The 17,938-nt window shown below is 69.4% G+C and carries 14 protein-coding genes; 9 read left to right on the forward strand and 5 right to left on the reverse strand.

Annotated elements, in window-relative coordinates; genetic code table 11:
* The first annotated feature begins 350 nt into the window (after positions 1-350).
* From IAI53_RS04410 to IAI53_RS04445, 8 genes are all read left to right on the forward strand, one after another.
* The gene (locus IAI53_RS04410) at positions 351-3,362 is read left to right on the forward strand and encodes an ATP-binding protein (protein WP_187716913.1); all 3,012 of its coding nucleotides are present in this window, start codon (positions 351-353) and stop codon (positions 3,360-3,362) included.
* Positions 3,346-4,296 (forward strand): response regulator transcription factor, encoded by a 951-nt coding sequence (locus IAI53_RS04415; protein ID WP_187716914.1) that lies wholly within the window; start codon positions 3,346-3,348, stop codon positions 4,294-4,296. The genes IAI53_RS04410 and IAI53_RS04415 overlap by 17 nt, the downstream gene beginning before the upstream one ends.
* Positions 4,297-4,299: 3 nt before the next feature.
* Positions 4,300-4,938, forward strand: coding sequence for a Crp/Fnr family transcriptional regulator (locus tag IAI53_RS04420; protein WP_187716915.1), 639 nt, complete (start codon positions 4,300-4,302; stop codon positions 4,936-4,938).
* Between the two features lie 60 nt (positions 4,939-4,998).
* A complete protein-coding gene (gene cowN, locus IAI53_RS04425; RefSeq protein WP_187716916.1) occupies positions 4,999-5,340 on the forward strand; it encodes a N(2)-fixation sustaining protein CowN in 342 nt (113 codons plus the stop codon).
* Positions 5,341-5,455: 115 nt separating this feature from the next.
* Positions 5,456-6,334 carry an alpha/beta hydrolase gene (locus IAI53_RS04430; RefSeq protein WP_432813911.1) on the forward strand — a complete coding sequence of 293 codons (879 nt, stop codon included), beginning with the start codon at positions 5,456-5,458 and terminating at the stop codon, positions 6,332-6,334.
* A 236-nt stretch (positions 6,335-6,570) separates the two neighbouring features.
* Positions 6,571-7,029: a bacteriohemerythrin gene (locus tag IAI53_RS04435; protein WP_187716917.1), complete on the forward strand. Its 459-nt coding sequence runs from the start codon at positions 6,571-6,573 to the stop codon at positions 7,027-7,029.
* A gap of 102 nt (positions 7,030-7,131) precedes the next feature.
* Positions 7,132-7,785 (forward strand): hypothetical protein, encoded by a 654-nt coding sequence (locus IAI53_RS04440; RefSeq protein WP_187716918.1) that lies wholly within the window; start codon positions 7,132-7,134, stop codon positions 7,783-7,785.
* Positions 7,782-8,264 carry a GNAT family N-acetyltransferase gene (locus IAI53_RS04445; RefSeq protein WP_187716919.1) on the forward strand — a complete coding sequence of 161 codons (483 nt, stop codon included), beginning with the start codon at positions 7,782-7,784 and terminating at the stop codon, positions 8,262-8,264. Before IAI53_RS04440 ends, IAI53_RS04445 begins: the two co-directional genes overlap by 4 nt.
* Before the next feature lie 41 nt (positions 8,265-8,305).
* On the opposite strand, the gene IAI53_RS04450 is transcribed toward IAI53_RS04445, so the two are convergent.
* The 4 genes from IAI53_RS04450 to IAI53_RS04465 form a co-directional block, all read right to left on the reverse strand.
* On the reverse strand, positions 8,306-11,188 hold the full coding sequence (locus IAI53_RS04450) for a bifunctional diguanylate cyclase/phosphodiesterase (protein ID WP_349771889.1): 2,883 nt from the start codon (positions 11,186-11,188) through the stop codon (positions 8,306-8,308).
* Between the two features lie 157 nt (positions 11,189-11,345).
* Complete coding sequence (locus IAI53_RS04455; protein ID WP_187716920.1) at positions 11,346-11,987, reverse strand: VOC family protein; 642 nt, start codon at positions 11,985-11,987, stop codon at positions 11,346-11,348.
* Positions 11,988-11,994: 7 nt separating this feature from the next.
* A complete protein-coding gene (locus IAI53_RS04460; RefSeq protein ID WP_187716921.1) occupies positions 11,995-12,690 on the reverse strand; it encodes a glutathione S-transferase family protein in 696 nt (231 codons plus the stop codon).
* Between the two features lie 414 nt (positions 12,691-13,104).
* On the reverse strand, positions 13,105-14,070 hold the full coding sequence (locus IAI53_RS04465; protein ID WP_187716922.1) for a hypothetical protein: 966 nt from the start codon (positions 14,068-14,070) through the stop codon (positions 13,105-13,107).
* 152 nt (positions 14,071-14,222) lie between these two features.
* Here IAI53_RS04465 and IAI53_RS04470 point away from each other — a divergent pair, with 152 nt between their 5' ends.
* A complete protein-coding gene (locus tag IAI53_RS04470; RefSeq protein WP_187716923.1) occupies positions 14,223-14,699 on the forward strand; it encodes an Lrp/AsnC family transcriptional regulator in 477 nt (158 codons plus the stop codon).
* A 444-nt stretch (positions 14,700-15,143) separates the two neighbouring features.
* Here IAI53_RS04470 and IAI53_RS04475 read toward each other — a convergent pair whose 3' ends face one another.
* On the reverse strand, positions 15,144-17,921 hold the full coding sequence (locus IAI53_RS04475; protein ID WP_187716924.1) for a sensor domain-containing diguanylate cyclase: 2,778 nt from the start codon (positions 17,919-17,921) through the stop codon (positions 15,144-15,146).
* Positions 17,922-17,938: the final 17 nt, after the last annotated feature.

Consider the following 17,938-nt stretch of genomic DNA (forward strand, 5'->3'; position numbering starts at 1 on the left):
TGATGTAGTGGTGTGGTCGTGGTGCCGGCCGCTGGCCAATCCGGGCGGTCATGCGCATCCGGGGTGTGCGGCCTTGTTTTGGTGCATTGTAGCCGAGGGGGGCTGCACGCCGGTGGGGCGTGGCAGGGTGGGTGCGGTGTTGGCGGCGATGCAATGCTTGTTTCCTTGCAGGCCGCAATCGCGGGCAAGCCCGCTCCTACACAACCGACGGTCGCTTTGGTAGCGGTAGGAGCGGGCTTGCCCGCGATGCGGCGCTCGTTTCCCGGGGGCGCTGATCGCGACAGGGGTCACTTCTGCCCCTTGGCACGGCGATTGCAAAGCAGCTCGCACCCTCCCGCCCCGGAACCCGCATGTCCCCCTCGCCGTCCCCTTACTCCCCGGCGCCCGCCGCGCCGCCGCAGCGCGTGATGAAGGTGCGCCGCGACTACAACGCCTGGGTGGCGCGCGAGACGCTGGAGGACTACGCGTTGCGCTTCACCCCGCGCAGCTTCCGGCGCTGGAGCGAGCTGCGCGTGGCCAACACCGCCTTCGGCGCGGCCGCCTTCCTGGTGCTGGAGGCGGTGGGCGCCACGCTGTTGGTCAATTACGGCTTCATCAACACGTTCTGGGCCATCGTGCTGATGAGCGGGATCATCTTCGCCACCGGCCTGCCGATCAGCGTCTATGCCGCGCGCCACGGCGTGGACATGGACCTGCTCACCCGCGGCGCGGGCTTCGGCTACATCGGCTCGACCATCACCTCGCTGATCTACGCCAGCTTCACCTTCATCCTGTTCGCGCTGGAGGCGGCGATCATGGCCTACGCGCTGGAGCTGGCCTTCGGCCTCGCGCCGGTATGGGGCTACATGGTGAGCGCGTTGGTGGTGATTCCGCTGGTCACCCACGGCATCACCCACATCAGCCGGCTGCAGACCCTGTCCCAGCCGCTGTGGCTGATCATGCTGGTGCTGCCCTACGTCTTCCTGCTGATGCAGGAGCCCGAGGTGCTGGACGGGCTATTCACCTATCCGGGGCAGGACGGGCAGGGCGGCGTGCTCGATATGCACCTCGTTGGTGCGGCGGTGACCGTGGGCATCGCGCTGATCACCCAGATTGGTGAGCAGGTGGACTACCTGCGCTTCATGCCGGAGCGCACCCGGGCGAATCGCGCGCGCTGGTGGTTCGCGGTGCTGCTCGGCGGGCCCGGCTGGGTGGTGATGGGGGCGGTGAAGATGCTGGGCGGCGCGCTGCTCGCCTACCTTGCATTGACCGCGATGGTGCCGGCCGACAAGGCGGTCGACCCCAACCAGATGTATCTGATCGGCTTCGGCTACGTGTTCGACGACCCGCGCGTGGTGCTGGCGGTGACCGCGGTCTTCGTGGTGGTCTCGCAGTTGAAGATCAACGTCACCAACGCCTACGCCGGCTCGCTGGCATGGTCCAACTTCTTCGCCCGCGTCACCCACAGCCACCCGGGCCGCGTGGTGTGGATGGTGTTCAACACCCTGATCGCGCTGATGCTGATGGAGCTCGACGTGTTCCAGGCGCTCGGCCAGGTGCTCGGGCTGTATTCCAACGTCGCGGTGGCGTGGTTCGCCGCGGTGGCCGCGGACCTGGTGATCAACAAGCCGCTGGGGCTGTCGCCCAAGGGCATCGAGTTCAAGCGCGCGCATCTCTACGACATCAACCCTGTGGGCGTGGGGGCGATGCTGCTGGCCTCCACCTTGTCGGTGGCGGCCTTCCTCGGCGCCTTCGGCCCGGCGGTGCAGCCCTTCGCCACCCTGATCAGCCTGGGCGTGGCCTTCGTCGCGGCGCCCTTGATCGCCTGGGCCACCGGCGGGCGCTACTACCTGGCGCGCGCCGACCACGCGCCGGCGGGCGGCGCCGCGCGGCGCTGCGTGGTGTGCGAGCGCGAGTACGAATCCGACGACATGGCCCACTGCCCCGCCTACCAGGGCCACATCTGCTCGCTGTGCTGCTCGCTGGACGCGCGCTGCCACGACCTGTGCAAGCCGCAGGCGACCATGGCCGCGCAGTGGGCGGCGCTGGTCGAGCGCCGGCTGCCGGCGGCGCTGCAGCCCTGGCTGCATTCCGGCCTCGGACACTTCCTGCTGCTGATGCTGCTCATCGTGCCGGCGCTCGCGCTGCTGCTCGGCCTGCTCTACCTGCACGAGGCCGAGGCCCTGGGGCGCGAGCACGCCGCGCTGGTGCCGGCCCTGCAGGCGAGCTTCGTCAAGGCCTACGCCGCGCTGCTGCTGGTGGCCGGGGTGGTGGCCTGGTGGCTGGTGCTGGCGCACAAGAGCCGCCAGGTGGCGCAGGAGGAATCCAACCGCCAGACCCACCTGCTGACCCGCGAGATCGAACTGCACCGGCGCACCGACGAGCAGCTGCAGCGCGCGCGCGAACAGGCCGATCACGCCAACCAGGCCAAGACGCGCTACATCACCACCATCAGCCACGAGATGCGCACGCCCTTGAACAGCATCCTCGGCTACGCGCAGATGCTCGGCGACGACCCCGCGGTGCCGGACAACCGCCGCCAGGCGCTGCGGGTGATCCGCCGCAGCGGCGAGCACCTGCTGTCGCTGATCGAGGGCACGCTGGACATCGCCCGCATCGAGGGCGGCAAGCTCAAGCTGGAGAGCGCGGCGCTCGACTTCCCGGAGTTCGTCGACGATCTGGTACACCTGTTCGAACTGCAGGCGCGCGACAAGGGGATCGCGTTCCGCTACCAGCAGGAGGGCGACTTGCCCGCGGTGGTGCGTGCGGACGAGAAGCGCCTGCGCCAGATCCTGATCAACATCGTCGGCAACGCGGTGAAGTTCACCATGCGCGGCGAGGTGGTGCTGCACCTGCGCCACGCGCGCGAGATGGCGGTGTTCGAGGTGCGCGACAGCGGGCCGGGGATCGCCGCCGAGGATCTCGCGCGCATCTTCGAGCCCTTCGCGCGCGGCGTCTCCGGCAACGCGGAAGCCAGCGGCACCGGCCTGGGGCTGACCATCGCGCGCATGCTCACCGACCTGATGGGCGGCGAGATGCAGGTGGAAAGCACTCCCGGGCAGGGCACCACCTTCCGCATCCGCCTGTTCCTGCCGCGCGTGGCCGAGGCGCCCGCGCGCAGCCGGCCCCGACCGGCGCCGCGCCGCGTGTCCGGTCCGCCGCCGGCACCGGCGCTGGTCTATCCGCAAGCCGCCGCGCTGCATGCCCTGGACGAGCTGATCGGCCTGGGCTACCTGCGCGGCATTCTCGAAAAGCTCGACGAAATCGAGGCGGGCGAGCCCGCCTGCGCCGAGTTCGTCCGCCGCCTGCGCCTGCAGGCGCGCGAGTTCCAGTTCGACGCCATGCGTTCACTTGTCCTGGCAGGCCATGAATCCCGTCCGTAACCGAATCGATAGCGACATCGTCCTGATCGTGGACGACGTGCCGGAAAACCTCTCGCTGCTGCACGACGCGCTGGATGAAGCCGGCTACACCGTGCTGGTCGCCACCAACGGCGAGGCTGCGCTCGCCCGTGCGCGCCAGAGCCTGCCCGATATCGTGCTGCTCGACGCGGTGATGCCGGGCATGGACGGCTTCGAGGTGGCGCGCCGGCTGAAGGCCGATTTCGTCACCCAGCACATCCCCATCGTGTTCATGACCGGGCTCACCGAGACCGAGCACCTGGTCGCCGCCTTTGCCGCCGGCGGGTCGGACTACGTCACCAAGCCGATCCGCCCGGCCGAGGTGCTGGCGCGCATCGCCGCCCACCTGCAGAGCGCCCGCCAGATGCGCCAGGCGAGGAGCGCGCTGGACGCCTTCGGCCAGGGCACGGTGGCCATCCACTGCGCCAGCGCGCGCATCACCTGGCAGACCGCGCTGGCCCGCACGCTGCTGGCCGAGTGGTTCCCGGAAGCCGGCGGGGCGACGCCGCCGCGCCTGCTGGCCTGGGCCGAGCACGCCGAGCGCGCCCGGCGCAGCGGCGAGGAGCCGCCGCAACTGGTGCACGCCGACGGCCCGCGCCGGCTGCTCGCCACCTTCCACGACCGCAGCGCGGAGGAGGGCGAGGACGAATGGCTGATCGTGCTGCGCGAGGAGAACGACGCCTCGGCCATCGAGGCCCTGGTGGCCGCTTTCCGGCTGACCGCGCGCGAGGCCGAGGTGCTCTACTGGGTGATCCGCGGCAAGACCAACCGCGACATCGGCGACATCCTCGGCACCAGCCCGCGCACGGTGCACAAGCACCTGGAGCACGTGTTCGACAAGCTCGGCGTGGAGACGCGCACCGCCGCCGCGTCGATGGCGATGGGCAAGATCCGCGGTGCCGGCGGCGAGGGCTGAAGCATGCACCCGCACGGCGCGCCGCAGGACCTCTTTGCCCGCCCGCTGCTGCGCCGCCATGCGCGCGGCGAGTTCATCTGCACGCCCGGGCGGCGCGGCGATACGGTGTTCCTGCTGCAGGAAGGGCGCGCCCGGGTGTTCCTCGCCGGCGAAGGCAAGGAACTGACGCTGGCCTTCCTGGAGCCGGGCGAGATCTTCTCCACCCACAGCCGCGCCTGGGTGGAGGCGGTCACCGACTGCCGGGTGCAAGTGGCCGATACCGCGGGCTTCCAGGCCCGCCTGCTGGCCGAACCGCAACTCACCCCGGTGGTGATCCGGGTGCTGGCGCGCCTGCTCGCCGGCTCCATCGACATCATCGAGAACCTCGCCTTTCGCGACGTGCCGGCGCGGCTGGCGAACTTCCTGCTCGGGCTGGCGCGCGAGGCCGACCCGGCGCTGCCGCCGGGGCTGCGCGTGCCGCTGGCGCTGCGCACCGAGGACATCGCCCGCCTGCTCGGCACCACCCGCCAGACGGTGTCCTCGCTGATCGGCGAGCTGGTGCGCGAGGGCGTGCTGGCGCGCGACGGCCGGCGCGCGCTGCTGCTGCGCGACCCCGCGGCCCTGCAGCGTCGCGCCGGGGCGGGCGGACTGTCGGCTGGCTGACAGACGGGGGGTGGCCGTGCGGGGACAATCGCCCCGTCTCCACCCACTTCTGCGCCCGCCATGTCCGACACCGAAAACAAGGCCTACGCCACCGCGCTGGCCGCCAACCCCTTCGCCCAGGCGCTCGAGGCGCCCGACCGCTATGTGAGCTTCTGCGGCATCGATTGCGACGGCAACGCCCGTCTGCTGATGCAGCACCTGCGCCGCCACATCGACGACCCGGCCAAGAACAACGCCTTCTGGGACAAGTTCCGCGACAAGCTCGAAGGGCGCAGCAGCGAGCGTTGCGACGAGCTCTTTCTGGTGCACAGCTACGTCAACATGATCCGCGAGCTGTTCGAGACCTACGGCGACGACGAGGCGCTGGCGCTGCTGGAGAAGATCGAGGAAGAGTGCTGCTGACACGGCCGCGCCGGATGCGCCATCATCCCGCAGTCACCCGTCCGGGTCGCGCCGGTCTGCAGGAGAACCCGTCATCGTCCTCGCCAAGTTTCTGTTCTATCTCGCTGCCGCCGCCTTGGCCGCGGCCGCCCTGCGCATGGCCGCCCACCAGGCGATCCGCCGCGCGCTGGCGGCGCCGCGGGTGCGCGAGCTCGCCGATCCGGCGGGGCAGGGGCTCCGCTTTGAGACCGTGCGCATCCCCACCGCCAATGCCCGCACCCTGCACGGCTGGTTGATTCCGCCGCCCCTCGCGGCGGCGCGCCCGGCGCCTGCGGTGGTGGTGCTGCACGGCTGGGGCGGCAATGCGCAGATGATGCTGCCGCTGGCCGCGCCGCTGCACCGCGCGGGCTTCGCGGCCCTGTTCATCGACGCGCGCTGCCACGGCCTGTCGGACGACGACGATTTCGCCTCCCTGCCACGCTTCGCGGAGGACGTCTCGCAGGCCTGCGACTGGCTTCGCGCGCACGCCGCCGATGTGGCCATCGACCCTGCGCGCATCGCGCTGCTGGGGCATTCGGTGGGCGCTGGCGCGGTGCTGCTTGCGGCGGCCCGGCGCCAGGACCTGGCGGCCGTGGTCAGCGTCTCCGCCTTCGCCCATCCGGCCGAGATGATGGCGCGCTGGCTCGCCGGCAAGCGCATCCCGCCGCTGGTGGGGCGCTATGTGCTGCGCCATGTGGAAGCCACCATCGGCCACCGCTTCGACGACATCGCCCCGTTGCGGAGCATCGCGCGGCTGTCCTGCCCCGTTCTGGTGGTCCACGGCGCGCAGGACGAGGCGGTGCCGGCAGACGATGCGCGCCGCCTGCATGCCGCCTCGGCTGGCCGGGCGGAACTGCTCGTGCTGCCCGGTGACCACGAGTCCTTTGCCGATCTGCAGGGCGAGTTGCAGGCTGTGATCGCCTTCCTCGCGGCGGCCAGCGCAGCCGGCGGGGCCGTCGGTCATGATTCCGTATAAATACGTAGGCAATCTTCATCGCATAGTTTCTGCACTCCTGTAGTATCTTGATGCTGCAGCGTGATTGCCGTGCAGGCGCGTAAACAGGGGTTCTGCGGGCATTCGAGAGCTGGCGCAGGACTTGCTAAAGACATACGCGCCAGGGCAGGCCGGTCGCCGTGACCGGCTGGCAGCAGGCAGGGAGGCGGGCCGCTCGGCCCGCATGCGTTGGATCGCCCGGACAGCGGAGGAATACGATGGGTGCCAGGGAAAGTCTCGTGCAATGGGATGACAGCTACAGCCTGGGGCTGGAGCAGATCGACGATCAGCACAAGGTGCTGTTCGACATCATGAACCAGCTCTGGTCCGCCATCGTGCGGCGCGCCGAGGGCGCCGAGATGCAGCGTATCCTCGACGAACTGGAGCGCTATACCGTTTCGCACTTCAGCGCCGAGGAAGCCTTCATGCTCAGCGCGGGCTTCGCCGGCGTGGACGAACATCGCCGGCAGCACGCCGGTTTTGTCGAGCGCATCCGCAGCGCGCGCAGCGACCTGCGCCAGGGCAAGGAGGTCAGCCTGGAGCTGCTGCACTTCCTGCGCGACTGGCTGGTGCAGCACATCCAGGCCGAAGACCGCGCCTACGCGGCCGACTACCGCAAGAGCCGCCAGGTCGGCGGCATGCTGGGGCGATTCTTCGCGCAGTTCAGGCGCGCCTAGCCGCGCCTCCGCACCGCGCCCGGCTGCAGCGCTGGCCGGATCAGCGGTCGTGCGCTAGTGTTACCGGCTGCGGGCGCGGGCGCCGCGCCATGGATGCCGGTAATGAGTGAACCGCAACGACCTCTTTCCCCGACTGGCCGGATCGTGTTCGGCCTGTTGTTCGTCGGTTTCGGGATCTTCCCGATGCTGGCCGCCTTCGATCTCGGTCCGCTGCGCCAGGCGGACATCAATGGTCCGCCGTGGCTTGCCTTCGCGGCGGGCGGGGTGTTCGTCGCGGCCGGACTGGCGGTGATTGCCGGGCCGCAGCGGCGCCTGCTCAACGCGCTGCTGGTCCTGCTGGTGCTTGCCGGCATGGCCGCCTTGGGCAACTGGATCGCCTTCGGTGCCGGAGAGCGGGTGTGCGCCGGCAGCTTCCCGCTGTTCGGCATGCACGAACTGTCCGGCCTTGGCTGCCGCATTCCCTTCGGCATGGGGGCGTTGATCGTCAATGCGGTGCTGGCGTTGTTTGCGGTGACATCGCTGCAGCGTGCGCTCGGCGGCCCGCCGCGCCTTGCCCGCCTGCGCCGTTTCACCGAATCGCTGTTGTTGCTGAGCCTTGCGCCGGTGCTGCTGCCCGTGCTGCTGATCCTGTTCGGTCGCGTCGGTTTCGGCGCCCTGCGTACCCGCCTGCGCACCGGCGCGTGGCCGCGCAACGAGGCCTTCATCGCCCGCCGGCAGGCGGCCGGGAGCAAGCGCGAAAGCGGGGATGCCGAGTGAGCAGCCTGCCTTCCCTGCGGGACTACACCGACGCCGACCTGAGCGAGGTCGTCGCGCTGTACACCGCCGCAATCCATGGCCTGACCGGCGACCACTACACCGCCGCCCAACGCATGGCATGGGCGCCCTTGCAGCCGGACCTGGCCGGGTGGCGGGAGCGCCTGCGCGGCCTGCGCGTGCTGCTCGCCGAAGAGCGCGGCGTCCTGGCGGGCTTCATCGCCTGGGACGCCGACGGTCACATCGACCTGCTGTTCACCGCGCCGGCCTGCGCACGCCGCGGTGTGGCCGGCATGCTTTACGCACGGGCGGAGGCGGCGCTGCGCGCCGCGGGCGTGGGCGAGTTGCGCACCGAGGCCAGCCTGGTGGCGCGCCCCTTCTTCGAAGGCCAGGGGTTCGATGTGGTGGAGGTGGAGGACGTGCTGCGTGGCGGGGTGTCCTTGCGACGTTTCGCCATGCGCAAGCGCCTGTCCGCAAGCTGACGCCGTTCGGTCGCCGGTGCGCACGCCGCCGGGCGTGCGGCTCAGCGCTTCAGGCTGGCTTCCAGGCCCTCGGCGGGAACGGGCGGCGAGAAGAGATAGCCCTGGAAATGGAGACAGCCCTGCACGATGAGTTCATCCCGCTGCTCTGCGGTTTCCACGCCTTCTGCGATCACCTGCAGGCCCAGGGCCCTTGTCAGGGAGACGATGGTCCGGGCGATCGTTGCGTCGTTCGGATCGGTGAGCAGATCGCGCACGAAGGAGCGGTCTATCTTCAACTCGTCCAGCGGCAGGCGCTTCAGGTAGGCCAGTGAAGAGTAGCCGGTGCCGAAATCGTCGAGCGAGAAACGGATTCCGTGCGCCTTGAGCGCGTGCATGCGCGGCAGGGTGTCGTCGATGTCGTAGATCAGGCTTTCGGTGAGTTCGAGCGTCAGCCTGTGCGGATTGGCGCCGTGGCGCGCCAGGGTGTCTACCACCAGCTCAACGAAGTCGGACTGGCGGAACTGCAGGGCGCTCACGTTCACCGACACGGTCCACCCGGCGGTGTCGGGCGATGCACTCCAGCGCCGCAGTTGATCGCAGGCACATTCGAGCACCCAGTTGCCGATCGGCAGGATCAGGCCGGTTTCCTCGGCGAGTGGGATGAAGGCGTCGGGGGCGATGGCGCCGCGGACCGGGTGTGTCCAGCGCAACAGGGCCTCGACTCCGATGGTCGTGCCGTCGACGTTGACCTGCGGTTGATAGTGCAGGGCCAGTTGGCCGGCTTCCAGTGCCGAACGCAGCTCGCTTTCCAGTTCCGCCCGCTCGTTGAGCCTGGCCTGCATCTTCGGATCGAAGAAGCGCATGCCGTTCCGCCCGGATGCCTTGGCCTGGTACATCGCCATGTCGGCTTGCTTGAGCAGGTCTTCCACCCTCGACTGGTGTCCGGCAAACACCGTCACGCCAATGCTGGGGGTGCTGACATGTGACCGGCTGTCGATGTGATAGGGCTGGCGCAGGGCTTCCAGGATCTTCTCGCCCACAGCCTTGGCGTGCGTCGCGGCGCTGGTGGGGGTGTCGCCCAGTTCGTTGAGCATGCAGACGAACTCGTCGCCGCCGAAACGGGCAACGGTGTCGCCCTCGCGCACGCAGAAGCCGAGTCGATGGGCAACCTGCTGGAGCAGCAGATCGCCGGCGTCATGGCCGAGGGTGTCGTTCAGGGTCTTGAAGTTGTCCAGGTCTATGAACAGAAGCGCACCGTACTGGCCGCTGCGCGCACTGGCCAGGAGTTGCTGCTGCAGGCGGTCGATCAGCAGGCGGCGGTTGGCGAGCCCGGTCAGCGCGTCGTAGAACGCAAGCTGGCGGATCTCGTCCTCCATCCGCTTGCGCTGAGTGATGTCGGTGGAGATGCCGCACAGCGCATAGATCTCGCCATCGTCATGGCGCAGCGGCAGCTTGACCGACAAGAAAGTGCGGGCCTCGCGGCCGTCGTGGGTCACGTTGTGTTCCTCGATCGCGACGCGCTCGCCCTGTTCGATCACCAGCCTGTCGTTCTCCAGCAGGTTTTGGGCGGTGTCCGCGTCGAAGAAGGCGTCGTCGCCGCGCCCGATGACGGCATCGAGTTCGCAGCCGAACAGTTCGCGCACCTGGCGGTTGGCGTAGCGATAGCGGTATTGGGGGTCCTTGATGTAGATGTAGGCTTCGACGCTATCCAGGATGGTGGCGAGTCTGTCCTCGCTCTCCCGCAATTTGCTGGCCTGCTGGCGCAGCGCCCCGCGCTGTGCGGAGTTCTCCTCGTGATAGGCGCGGAACAGGCGGCGGGACCATTGTGAAAAGAGCAGTGACCCGCTCATGGCGATGAGCAGGACGACGCCGATGACGAGACCGAAGTTCAGCAGGCGGCCCCCGTTTACGGCCTCCGCGCTGAGGCGCTCGCGGGTGAGCTCGTCGTGGAGTTCCTTCTCGGCGACCGTGGCGATCAGCGTCCAGTCCCAGGTCTCGGTCTTCTGTGCGAAAGCCAGTTTCGGTATCGAAGGACCTGCTTCCCGCCCTGGCCATTCGTAACGCATTACCCCGCTGCCATCCCTGGCCTGGTCTACGATCACACCCAGCAGCTGTGCAACCGACGGCGGGATCTCGTCCAACCGCTTGCCCTCCAGCTCGGGGGTGTCGGCCGACAGCAGCACGCGGCCGTCACGGTCGATCACCGAGAAACTCCCGCTGTCGCCAAATCGCAGGCTGCGCAGGCGAGCCAGCACGGCGCGCTGTTGCCGGGCCTCCCATTCGTGGATGTAGTCACCGGTGCCGATCAGCCAGTCGAAGGGCTGGAAATGCCGGACGTAGGCAAGCTTGTCCGCCATGCGCTCCGGGTCGTCCGGGCGGTACCAGCGGTAGCGGGAAAAGCTCTCCTCCCTTGGCTTGCGGGCCGCCTCGATGAGGCCGCGCATGATGAAGTGACCGGTATCGTCGCGGTTGTCGGGCAACAGTCGGCCTTCCAGCTGCGGCGCGGTGGGCAGCAGGATGAAGCGGCCCTCCATGTCGTCGATGAAGTAGTAGCCGCGTCCGTCGAAGAAGCGCGCCGGACGCAGCGCCTCCACGATGAGCCGCCTGACGGCCTCGGGCGTGTGAGCTTCGGAAGCGCTCCGGTAAATGCCCTCGGCGATCGCTACCGCCTGATCGACTTGCCCCACCAGTTGGACGCGCAGCAGCTCTTCAGTGCCTGCGCGCGTGAAGCGCACATAGTCCAGTGCAAGGGCCATCTCCGATTGCAGGCGCTCGACCAGTTGCCGCGAAATGGCCTCGTCCAGGCGCTCGATGGACTGTTTCTGGTCGACCAGGTTCTGCCAGGTGAAGAAGCTGCCGAGCAACACCGTGAGCACGGTGACGATGGTCAGGGTGCCGAGCAGGTGGATGCGGGGAACGGTACGGGCTTTGTCGGAAAGGCTCACTCGGCGGGCTCGCAGCGGATGCGTTTAGCACTAAAGGTATAGCGCAAGTCTAGCCCAGCGTAATCTTTCCGAAGTGACCGGCTTCACGTATCCAGATTGATTGGCGCTTGTGCGGCAATTATGCCGGCGCCGGCAACTGGCCGGCGCGTGCGTGCGCTCAGCCCAGGGAGCGCAGACCGCCGGGCGTGCGGATCAGCGCCTCCAGCCCGGGGGCGCTGCCGGGCGCCGCGGCCTGGACGACGATGCGTTCGTCCGCCATGCCGATGGCGGCCAGCAGGCGGGTCATCCGCGCCGGCTCCGGGTGATGGATGAGCAGGCGTTCCAGCGACAGTCCGCTTTCTTCCATGCGGTCCGCCGGATGGACGTCCGCCGGCCATTCGATCAGCGCGGGGCCGACGCCGTCCACCGGCACCCGCCCATCGGCCGGGATGGTGATCAGCCATTCCAGCGCGCCGCGGCTCATCGCATCCACCGTGCCCAGGGTTTCCGTGCTGTGCCGGGCGGCGCTGCGGATGTCGTCCGCCCGCGCCACCCAGGCTGCCAGCGCGGGGGCGGCGCCGGCCGGGCGCTCGTCCAGACCGAACCAGCGCGGCCGGCCGGGTGCGGGCAAGTGCGGCGCGATGGCGATCACTTCCAGATAGGTCCGCCCGCCCAGGTTCAGCAGCAGGTTGTGCGTGCCCATGCGGGGATGCTCGCCGCCGGGCTGCGGTGTCACCCCGAGACGTTCGGCCACCCAGTCGGCCCCGGCTGCCAGCGTGGGGGCGGCAATCGCGAGATGGTCGATGCGGCAGGCGCTCATGGCCGGCTCAGCGGTTCGGCTTGCGAAGGTCGGCGATCAGCGCCCCGGCAGCGAGGGCTTCCTGGTCGTGGCCTTCGTCGCGCCAGGGCTCGGCCAGCGCGGCAGCTTCCCATTCGCGCATCGCCGGCAGGCCCAGCAGTTGGTCGACGTAGGCGCGCGCGGGCGGCGACAGCGGCAGGTCGTAGGTCTGCACGCGGAAGGCGACCGGCGCGAAGAAGGCGTCCACCGCGGTGAAGCGCTCGCCGGTCAGGAAGGGGCCGCCAAAGCGCATCAAGCCTTCGCGCCACAACTCGTCCACGCGGTCGAGGTCATGGTGCAGGTCGGGGGCGACGGCGCGCATGCGGATGCGGAAGCCGCAATGCATCGGGCACTGCCCGCGCAAGGCGTTGAAGCCGCTGTGCATCTCGGCGGCCGCACAACGCGCCCAGGTGCGTGCGGCGGGGTCGGCCGGCCAGACGCCGGGGTGCTGTTCGGCCAGGTATTCGGCGATGGCCAGCGAGTCCCACACCAGCTGGCCGCCGTCATGCAGGCAGGGCACGCGCCCGTTGGGCGAGAAGGCGCGGAAGGCCGCCCAGTTGGAACCGGCCTCGAACGGGTGCAGGCTTTCGTCGAAATCGATGCCCAGCGCGCGCATCAGCACCCAGGGGCGCAGCGACCAGGACGAGTAGTTCTTGTTGCCAATGTGCAGGACGTAGCGGGACATGGCTGCCTCTCTTGGTGGTGGCGGTTGCCGGGATCATACGCCGCTCCGCCGGCAGGAGCGGGCTTGCAGGCGATTGCGGCCTTCGTTCTTTCACCGGCCGCATCGCGGCCAAGGCCGCTCCTACAGGCCGCGTGGCCGGTTCTTCGGCGGTAGGAGCGGGCTTGCCCGCGATCGGGGCCTTCGTTCTCCCACCGGTCGCATCGCGGCCAAGGCCGCTCCTACAGGTGGCGCGGCCGGTTTTCCGGCGGTAGGAGCGGGCTTGCCCGCGATCGGGGCCTTCGATCATCCACCGGTCGCATCGCGGCCAAGGCCGCTCCTACAGGTCGCGGGGCCGGTTTTCCGGCGGTAGGAGCGGGCTTGCCCGCGATTGCGGCGTCTGTTCATCCGCCGACGGCATCGCGGCCAAGGCCGCTTCTACGGAGTCTTCGCCGCGATGTCGGGGCTGGCGCGTTCGTTGCGCAGCAGGCGGGCCAGCGCCGCGGTGACCAGCACCGCAAAGGCCAGCCGTGCCCACAGGATGGCGGACAGGTCGGCGCCGATCAGCACGATCAGCAAGGTGTCCTCGATGAGGCTGTGGCACAGGCCGAGGAAACTCATGGTGAGGAAGATGTCGCGGCGCGAGAGCTGGCCGGAGCGCGCTTCGCGGATCAGCAGGCCGGCGCCGAAGCTGATGCCCAGCGTGGCGCCGATGATGGTGACGTTGGCCGCCTCGCGGCCGATGCCGATGACGCGCAGCAGCGGCGCGAGCAGCGCATGCATCAGGCGTTCGATGCCCAGCGCGCGCAGCAGGCGCAGCAGGGCCATCAGCGCGGCGATGATGAAGAACACCATGACCAGCATCTGTGCCTGTTCCAGTGCCCAGGCGGCCAGGGTGTCGGCCCGCGCGGCGGGCTGCCACAGCAGGCGGGCCGGCTGCTGCAGGAAGTCGCCGGCGCGGTAGGCGAGGTTGAGCAGGGCGCCGAGCACCAGTGCGCCGCCCAGGCGCAGCGCCAGCGTGGCGCCCCAGGCCACGCCGGTGGCGCGCGCCACCGCGCCTTCCACCGGCAGCGAGTGCGCCACCAGGATCATCGTGCCTAGCACGCTGGCCTGCGCCACGGAAAGCGGCACGCTGGCCGCCACGTCCACGTACACCACCAGCGCGGTGTAGATGTTCACCAGCATGCCCGCCGCCCACACGATGCCCATCGCGTCCGGCAGACCGACCAGCTGCATCAACGGCGACAGACCCTGCGCCAGCCAGGCGGTGGCACCGGCCATGTCCAGCGCCTTGACCACCACGAGCGCCGGCACCATGACGCGCAACAGGGTGAGGTAGACCCCGCCCACCTCGCGCAGGAAGCGGCCGGTGGCATGCAGCGCGGGGGCAAATCGGTGAAGCATGGTCAGGGCAACTCCTGCTGGACAAGGGTGCGGACGGATGGATTCATTGTATTCGGCGGGTGGATAATAATTTCTCCTGAATCGGCGGACACTTTTCATAAAGTTTCCAAGATTCGAGCGTAGAGAAATTTTGTTTTTCAACGGAGCGCCGCATGCCCGCCGAAACGCTGGACCGCCTGGATCGCCGCATCCTCGCCGAACTGCAGCAGGACTGCAGCCTGACCAACGCCGCGCTGGCCGAACGGGTGGGCTTGTCGCCGCCGGCCTGCCTCAAGCGGGTGCGCCGGCTCACCGAGCGCGGGGTGATCGCCCGCCAGGTGGCGCTGCTCGCGCCGGAAAAGCTCGGCCAGTGGCTGCACGTGGTGGTCGAGGTGCAGATGGAGCGCGACCGCAAGGATCTCTACCAGCAGTTCCTGCGCCGCGTGCACGCCGCGGCCGAGGTCAAGCAGTGCTACCAGGTGACCGGCGAGACCGACTTCGTGCTGATCGTGGTGGTGCCGGACATGGACGCCTACGACCGCTTCTGCGACCGCGTGCTGTACGCCGACGGCAACATGCGCAAGTTCCGCACCATGGTCTCGCGCTTCCGCAACAAGTTCGACACCACGCTGGAGATCGACCACCCGTAGGCGCGCCCTTGGCCGCGACCGGGGGCCGCGGCAGACCAACCGCCGCAATCGCGGGCAAGCCCGCTCCTACCGCAGGGAAACCGCCGGTGGAAATGTAGGAGCGGCCTTGGCCGCGATGCGGCGTGCGAAAGACCAAACGCCGCAATCGCGGGCAAGCCCGCTCCTACCGCAGGGGAACCGCCGGAGGCAATGTAGGAGCGGCCTTGGCCGCGATGCGGCGCACGCAAGGCCAAACGCCGCAATCGCGGGCAAGCCCGCTCCTGCCGCAGGGGAACCGCCGGGGGAAATGCAGGAGCGGCCTTGGCCGCGATGCGGCGCACGCAAGACCAACCGCCGCAATCGCGGGCAAGCCCGCTCCTACCGCAGGGAAACCGCCGGTGGAAATGTAGGAGCGGCCTTGGCCGCGATGCGGCGTGCGCAAGACCAAACGCCGCAATCGCGGACTCAGGCGGGCGCGGACAGCAGCAGTTCGGCCTCCACCCGGTTGCGGCCGGCTTCCTTGGCGCGGTAGAGCGCGGCGTCCGCGCGGGCCAGCGGCAGGTCGCTGCCGGTGTCGCCGGGGTGCAGCAGGGTGATGCCGATGCTGATGGTGACCTTCACCCGGGTCTCCCCGAGCTCGCACGGCGTTCCGGCGACCTTCAGGCGCAGGCGCTCGGCCAGCAGGCGCGCGCCGTCGGCGTCGGTGCCCGGTAGCAGGGCGGCGAACTCCTCGCCGCCCAGGCGGCCGAGCAGGTCGATGCGGCGCAGGCCGCTGCCGGCGATGTCGGCGAAGTGGCGCAATACCGCGTCGCCGGTGGCATGGCCGTGGCGGTCGTTGACCTGCTTGAAGTGGTCGATGTCTACCATCAGCAGCGCCGCCGGCGTGCCGAAGCGGCGGAAGCGGCCGAGTTCCTGGTCCACGCGCTCCAGGAAGTGGCGGCGGTTGGGCAGGCCGGTGAGGAGATCGGTGGTAGCCAGGCGGTGCAGTTCGCGCTCGCGCGTCTTGCGTTCGGTGATGTCGCGGTACAGCCACAGGTGGCCGAGGAAGCGCTCGCCATCCAGGATGGGCAGGCAGTCGCGCTCCAGCGCGCGGCCATCGGACATGAGCAGTTCCTCGCCCACCCGCGCCTCGCGGCGTTCCAGCAGCCGGGCGGTGCTCTCGGAGAACTGCTGCGGCGCGGCGAAGCGGCCGGTCGCACGGTCGAGCACCTCGGCCGAGGGCGCACCGGTGAGCGTCTCGGGCGTGTCGAATGGGGCGAGCAGGTCGCAGAAGGTCTGGTTGGTGAGCAGGACCTTGCGCTGCTCGTCTTCCAGCAGGATGCCGCCGTGGAAGTTCTCGATCACCGTGGCCAGCCGCGCGCGGGCGGTGAGCAGGGCTTCCTCGGCGCGCTTGCGGGCGGAGATGTCGGTGTGTGTGCCGACCATGCGCACCGGCTCCTTGCCGTTCCACTGCACCACCTTGCCGCGGCTCTGCACCCACAGCCAGCCGCCGTCGGCGCAGCGGTAGCGGAACTCGGCCACGAAGACCTCGCCGCGCGCGAGCTGGCGGCGTACCGATTCGGTGGCCGGCTGCAGGTCGTCCGGGTGCAGCAGGTTCTGCCAGGTTTCGAAGGTGACCGGGAAGGCCTCTGCCGGATGGCCCAGCATGTGGAAGCTGCGCTCGTCCCAGAATACGGCGTTGGTGGGGATGTGCCAGTCCCACAGGCCGTCTTCCACCGCGGCGAAGGTGCTGCGGTAGCGTTCCTCGCTGGCGCGCAGTTCCAGTTCGACGCATTTGAGCGCGGTGACGTCCTGCACCGTGCCCAGCGCGGACACCAGCCGCCCGTGTTCGTCGCGCACCAGTTCGGCCATCTCGTGCACCCAGCGGGTCTCGCCATTGACCACGATGCGGTGTTCGATGTCGTAGGGGGCGCCAGCCAGCGCGGCGCGCCAGGCGGCATCGACCTCCGCGCGGTCGTCCGGGTGAACGTGCTCCAGGAAGGTGGGGTAGTCGGCCGGTGTGTCGGGCGGCAGGCCGAAGATGCGGTAGGTTTCCGCCGACCATTCCAGGCGCTTGTTGCGCGCGTCGACCTCCCAGCTGCCGAGCCGGGCGACCGACTGCGCGCGCCGCAGCATGTCTTCGGATACGCGCAGCGCCGCGGTGGCTTCGTCGATGCGCTGCAGCAGCCCCCGCCGGGTGGTGCGCAGCAGCCACAGCAGCAGGCCCTGAGACAGCAGATAGGCGCCGAACAGCATCGCGGCGGTCACGCGCTGGTGATCGCGCCAGGTGGCGAGCACCGCGGTCTTGTCGCGCCAGACCAGCACCGAACCCACCGCCGCGCGGGCCGGATCGACCGAGCCGAGATAGTCGCGCAGCGGGAAGCGGGTCAGGTGCCAGTCCTTGCCTTCCCACCGCAGCACGTGGGAGAGGGTTTCCGCGGCCTGCAGACGGGGCAGGGCGGCGGCGGCCATCCAGGCGCGCACTTCGTCGCGCGAGGCCGCTTCCAGGTAGCACTTGCAGCCCTGTTCCTCGTGCGGGCCGTTGAGCGGGCGGAACTGGTTCCACACCGCGTCCTCAACGTGTTCCTGCTTGAGCAGTACCGCAAAACCCGCGCCCACCTGGCGGTCCAGCCGTTCGAGCTGCGTATCGAAGGAGGTGCCGGCTTCCAGCGCGCCGATGTAGCTGCGCGCGCCGTCGTCCGCGGTGGCCCACACCGGCACCACGCCGCGCACCCCGGAATAGATGCGCCCGGTCTCGAAGCCGACCCGCGCTTCGTGGTCGCGATTGACGTCCTCGATGATGTGGCGCAGGCCGTCCATGCGGTCGCCGAACTTCTGCGGGGTGTGCACCCGCAGGTAAGACAATGAACCCGGGCCGAACTGGAAGTGCAGCTGGCGCAGTCCGTACTGCTTCTGCATGTCGGACCAGGCCGGCGCGACATGGCGGTACAGCGCATCGCGCCACTGCGCCGCGCGCTCGCCGCCGGGGCCGCCGCCTTCCGCATCCACCGCGTCCTTGCCGCGCTGGAACAGGCTGCGCACCTGCGGATCGGCCGCCACCATGGAGGCCAGGGTGAGCATCTGCTGCTGGAGGTCGGAAAGCGCTACTTCAAACGTGGTACGCAGCGCGCTCGACTCGTTGGCCAGGGCCTGGTCCAGTTCCTCGCGGTCGTGTTGCCACAGCAGTACGCCGAATGCGGCGTAGATCAGTGCCAGCAGGATGCTGGCGAGCGTGGCGACGACGGGGAAGGACAGACGGCGCATCGGATGGCTCCGCTGCA

Origin of the sequence: Thauera sedimentorum, from assembly GCF_014489115.1 — a bacterium.
GTDB classification, from domain to species: domain Bacteria; phylum Pseudomonadota; class Gammaproteobacteria; order Burkholderiales; family Rhodocyclaceae; genus Pseudothauera; species Pseudothauera sedimentorum.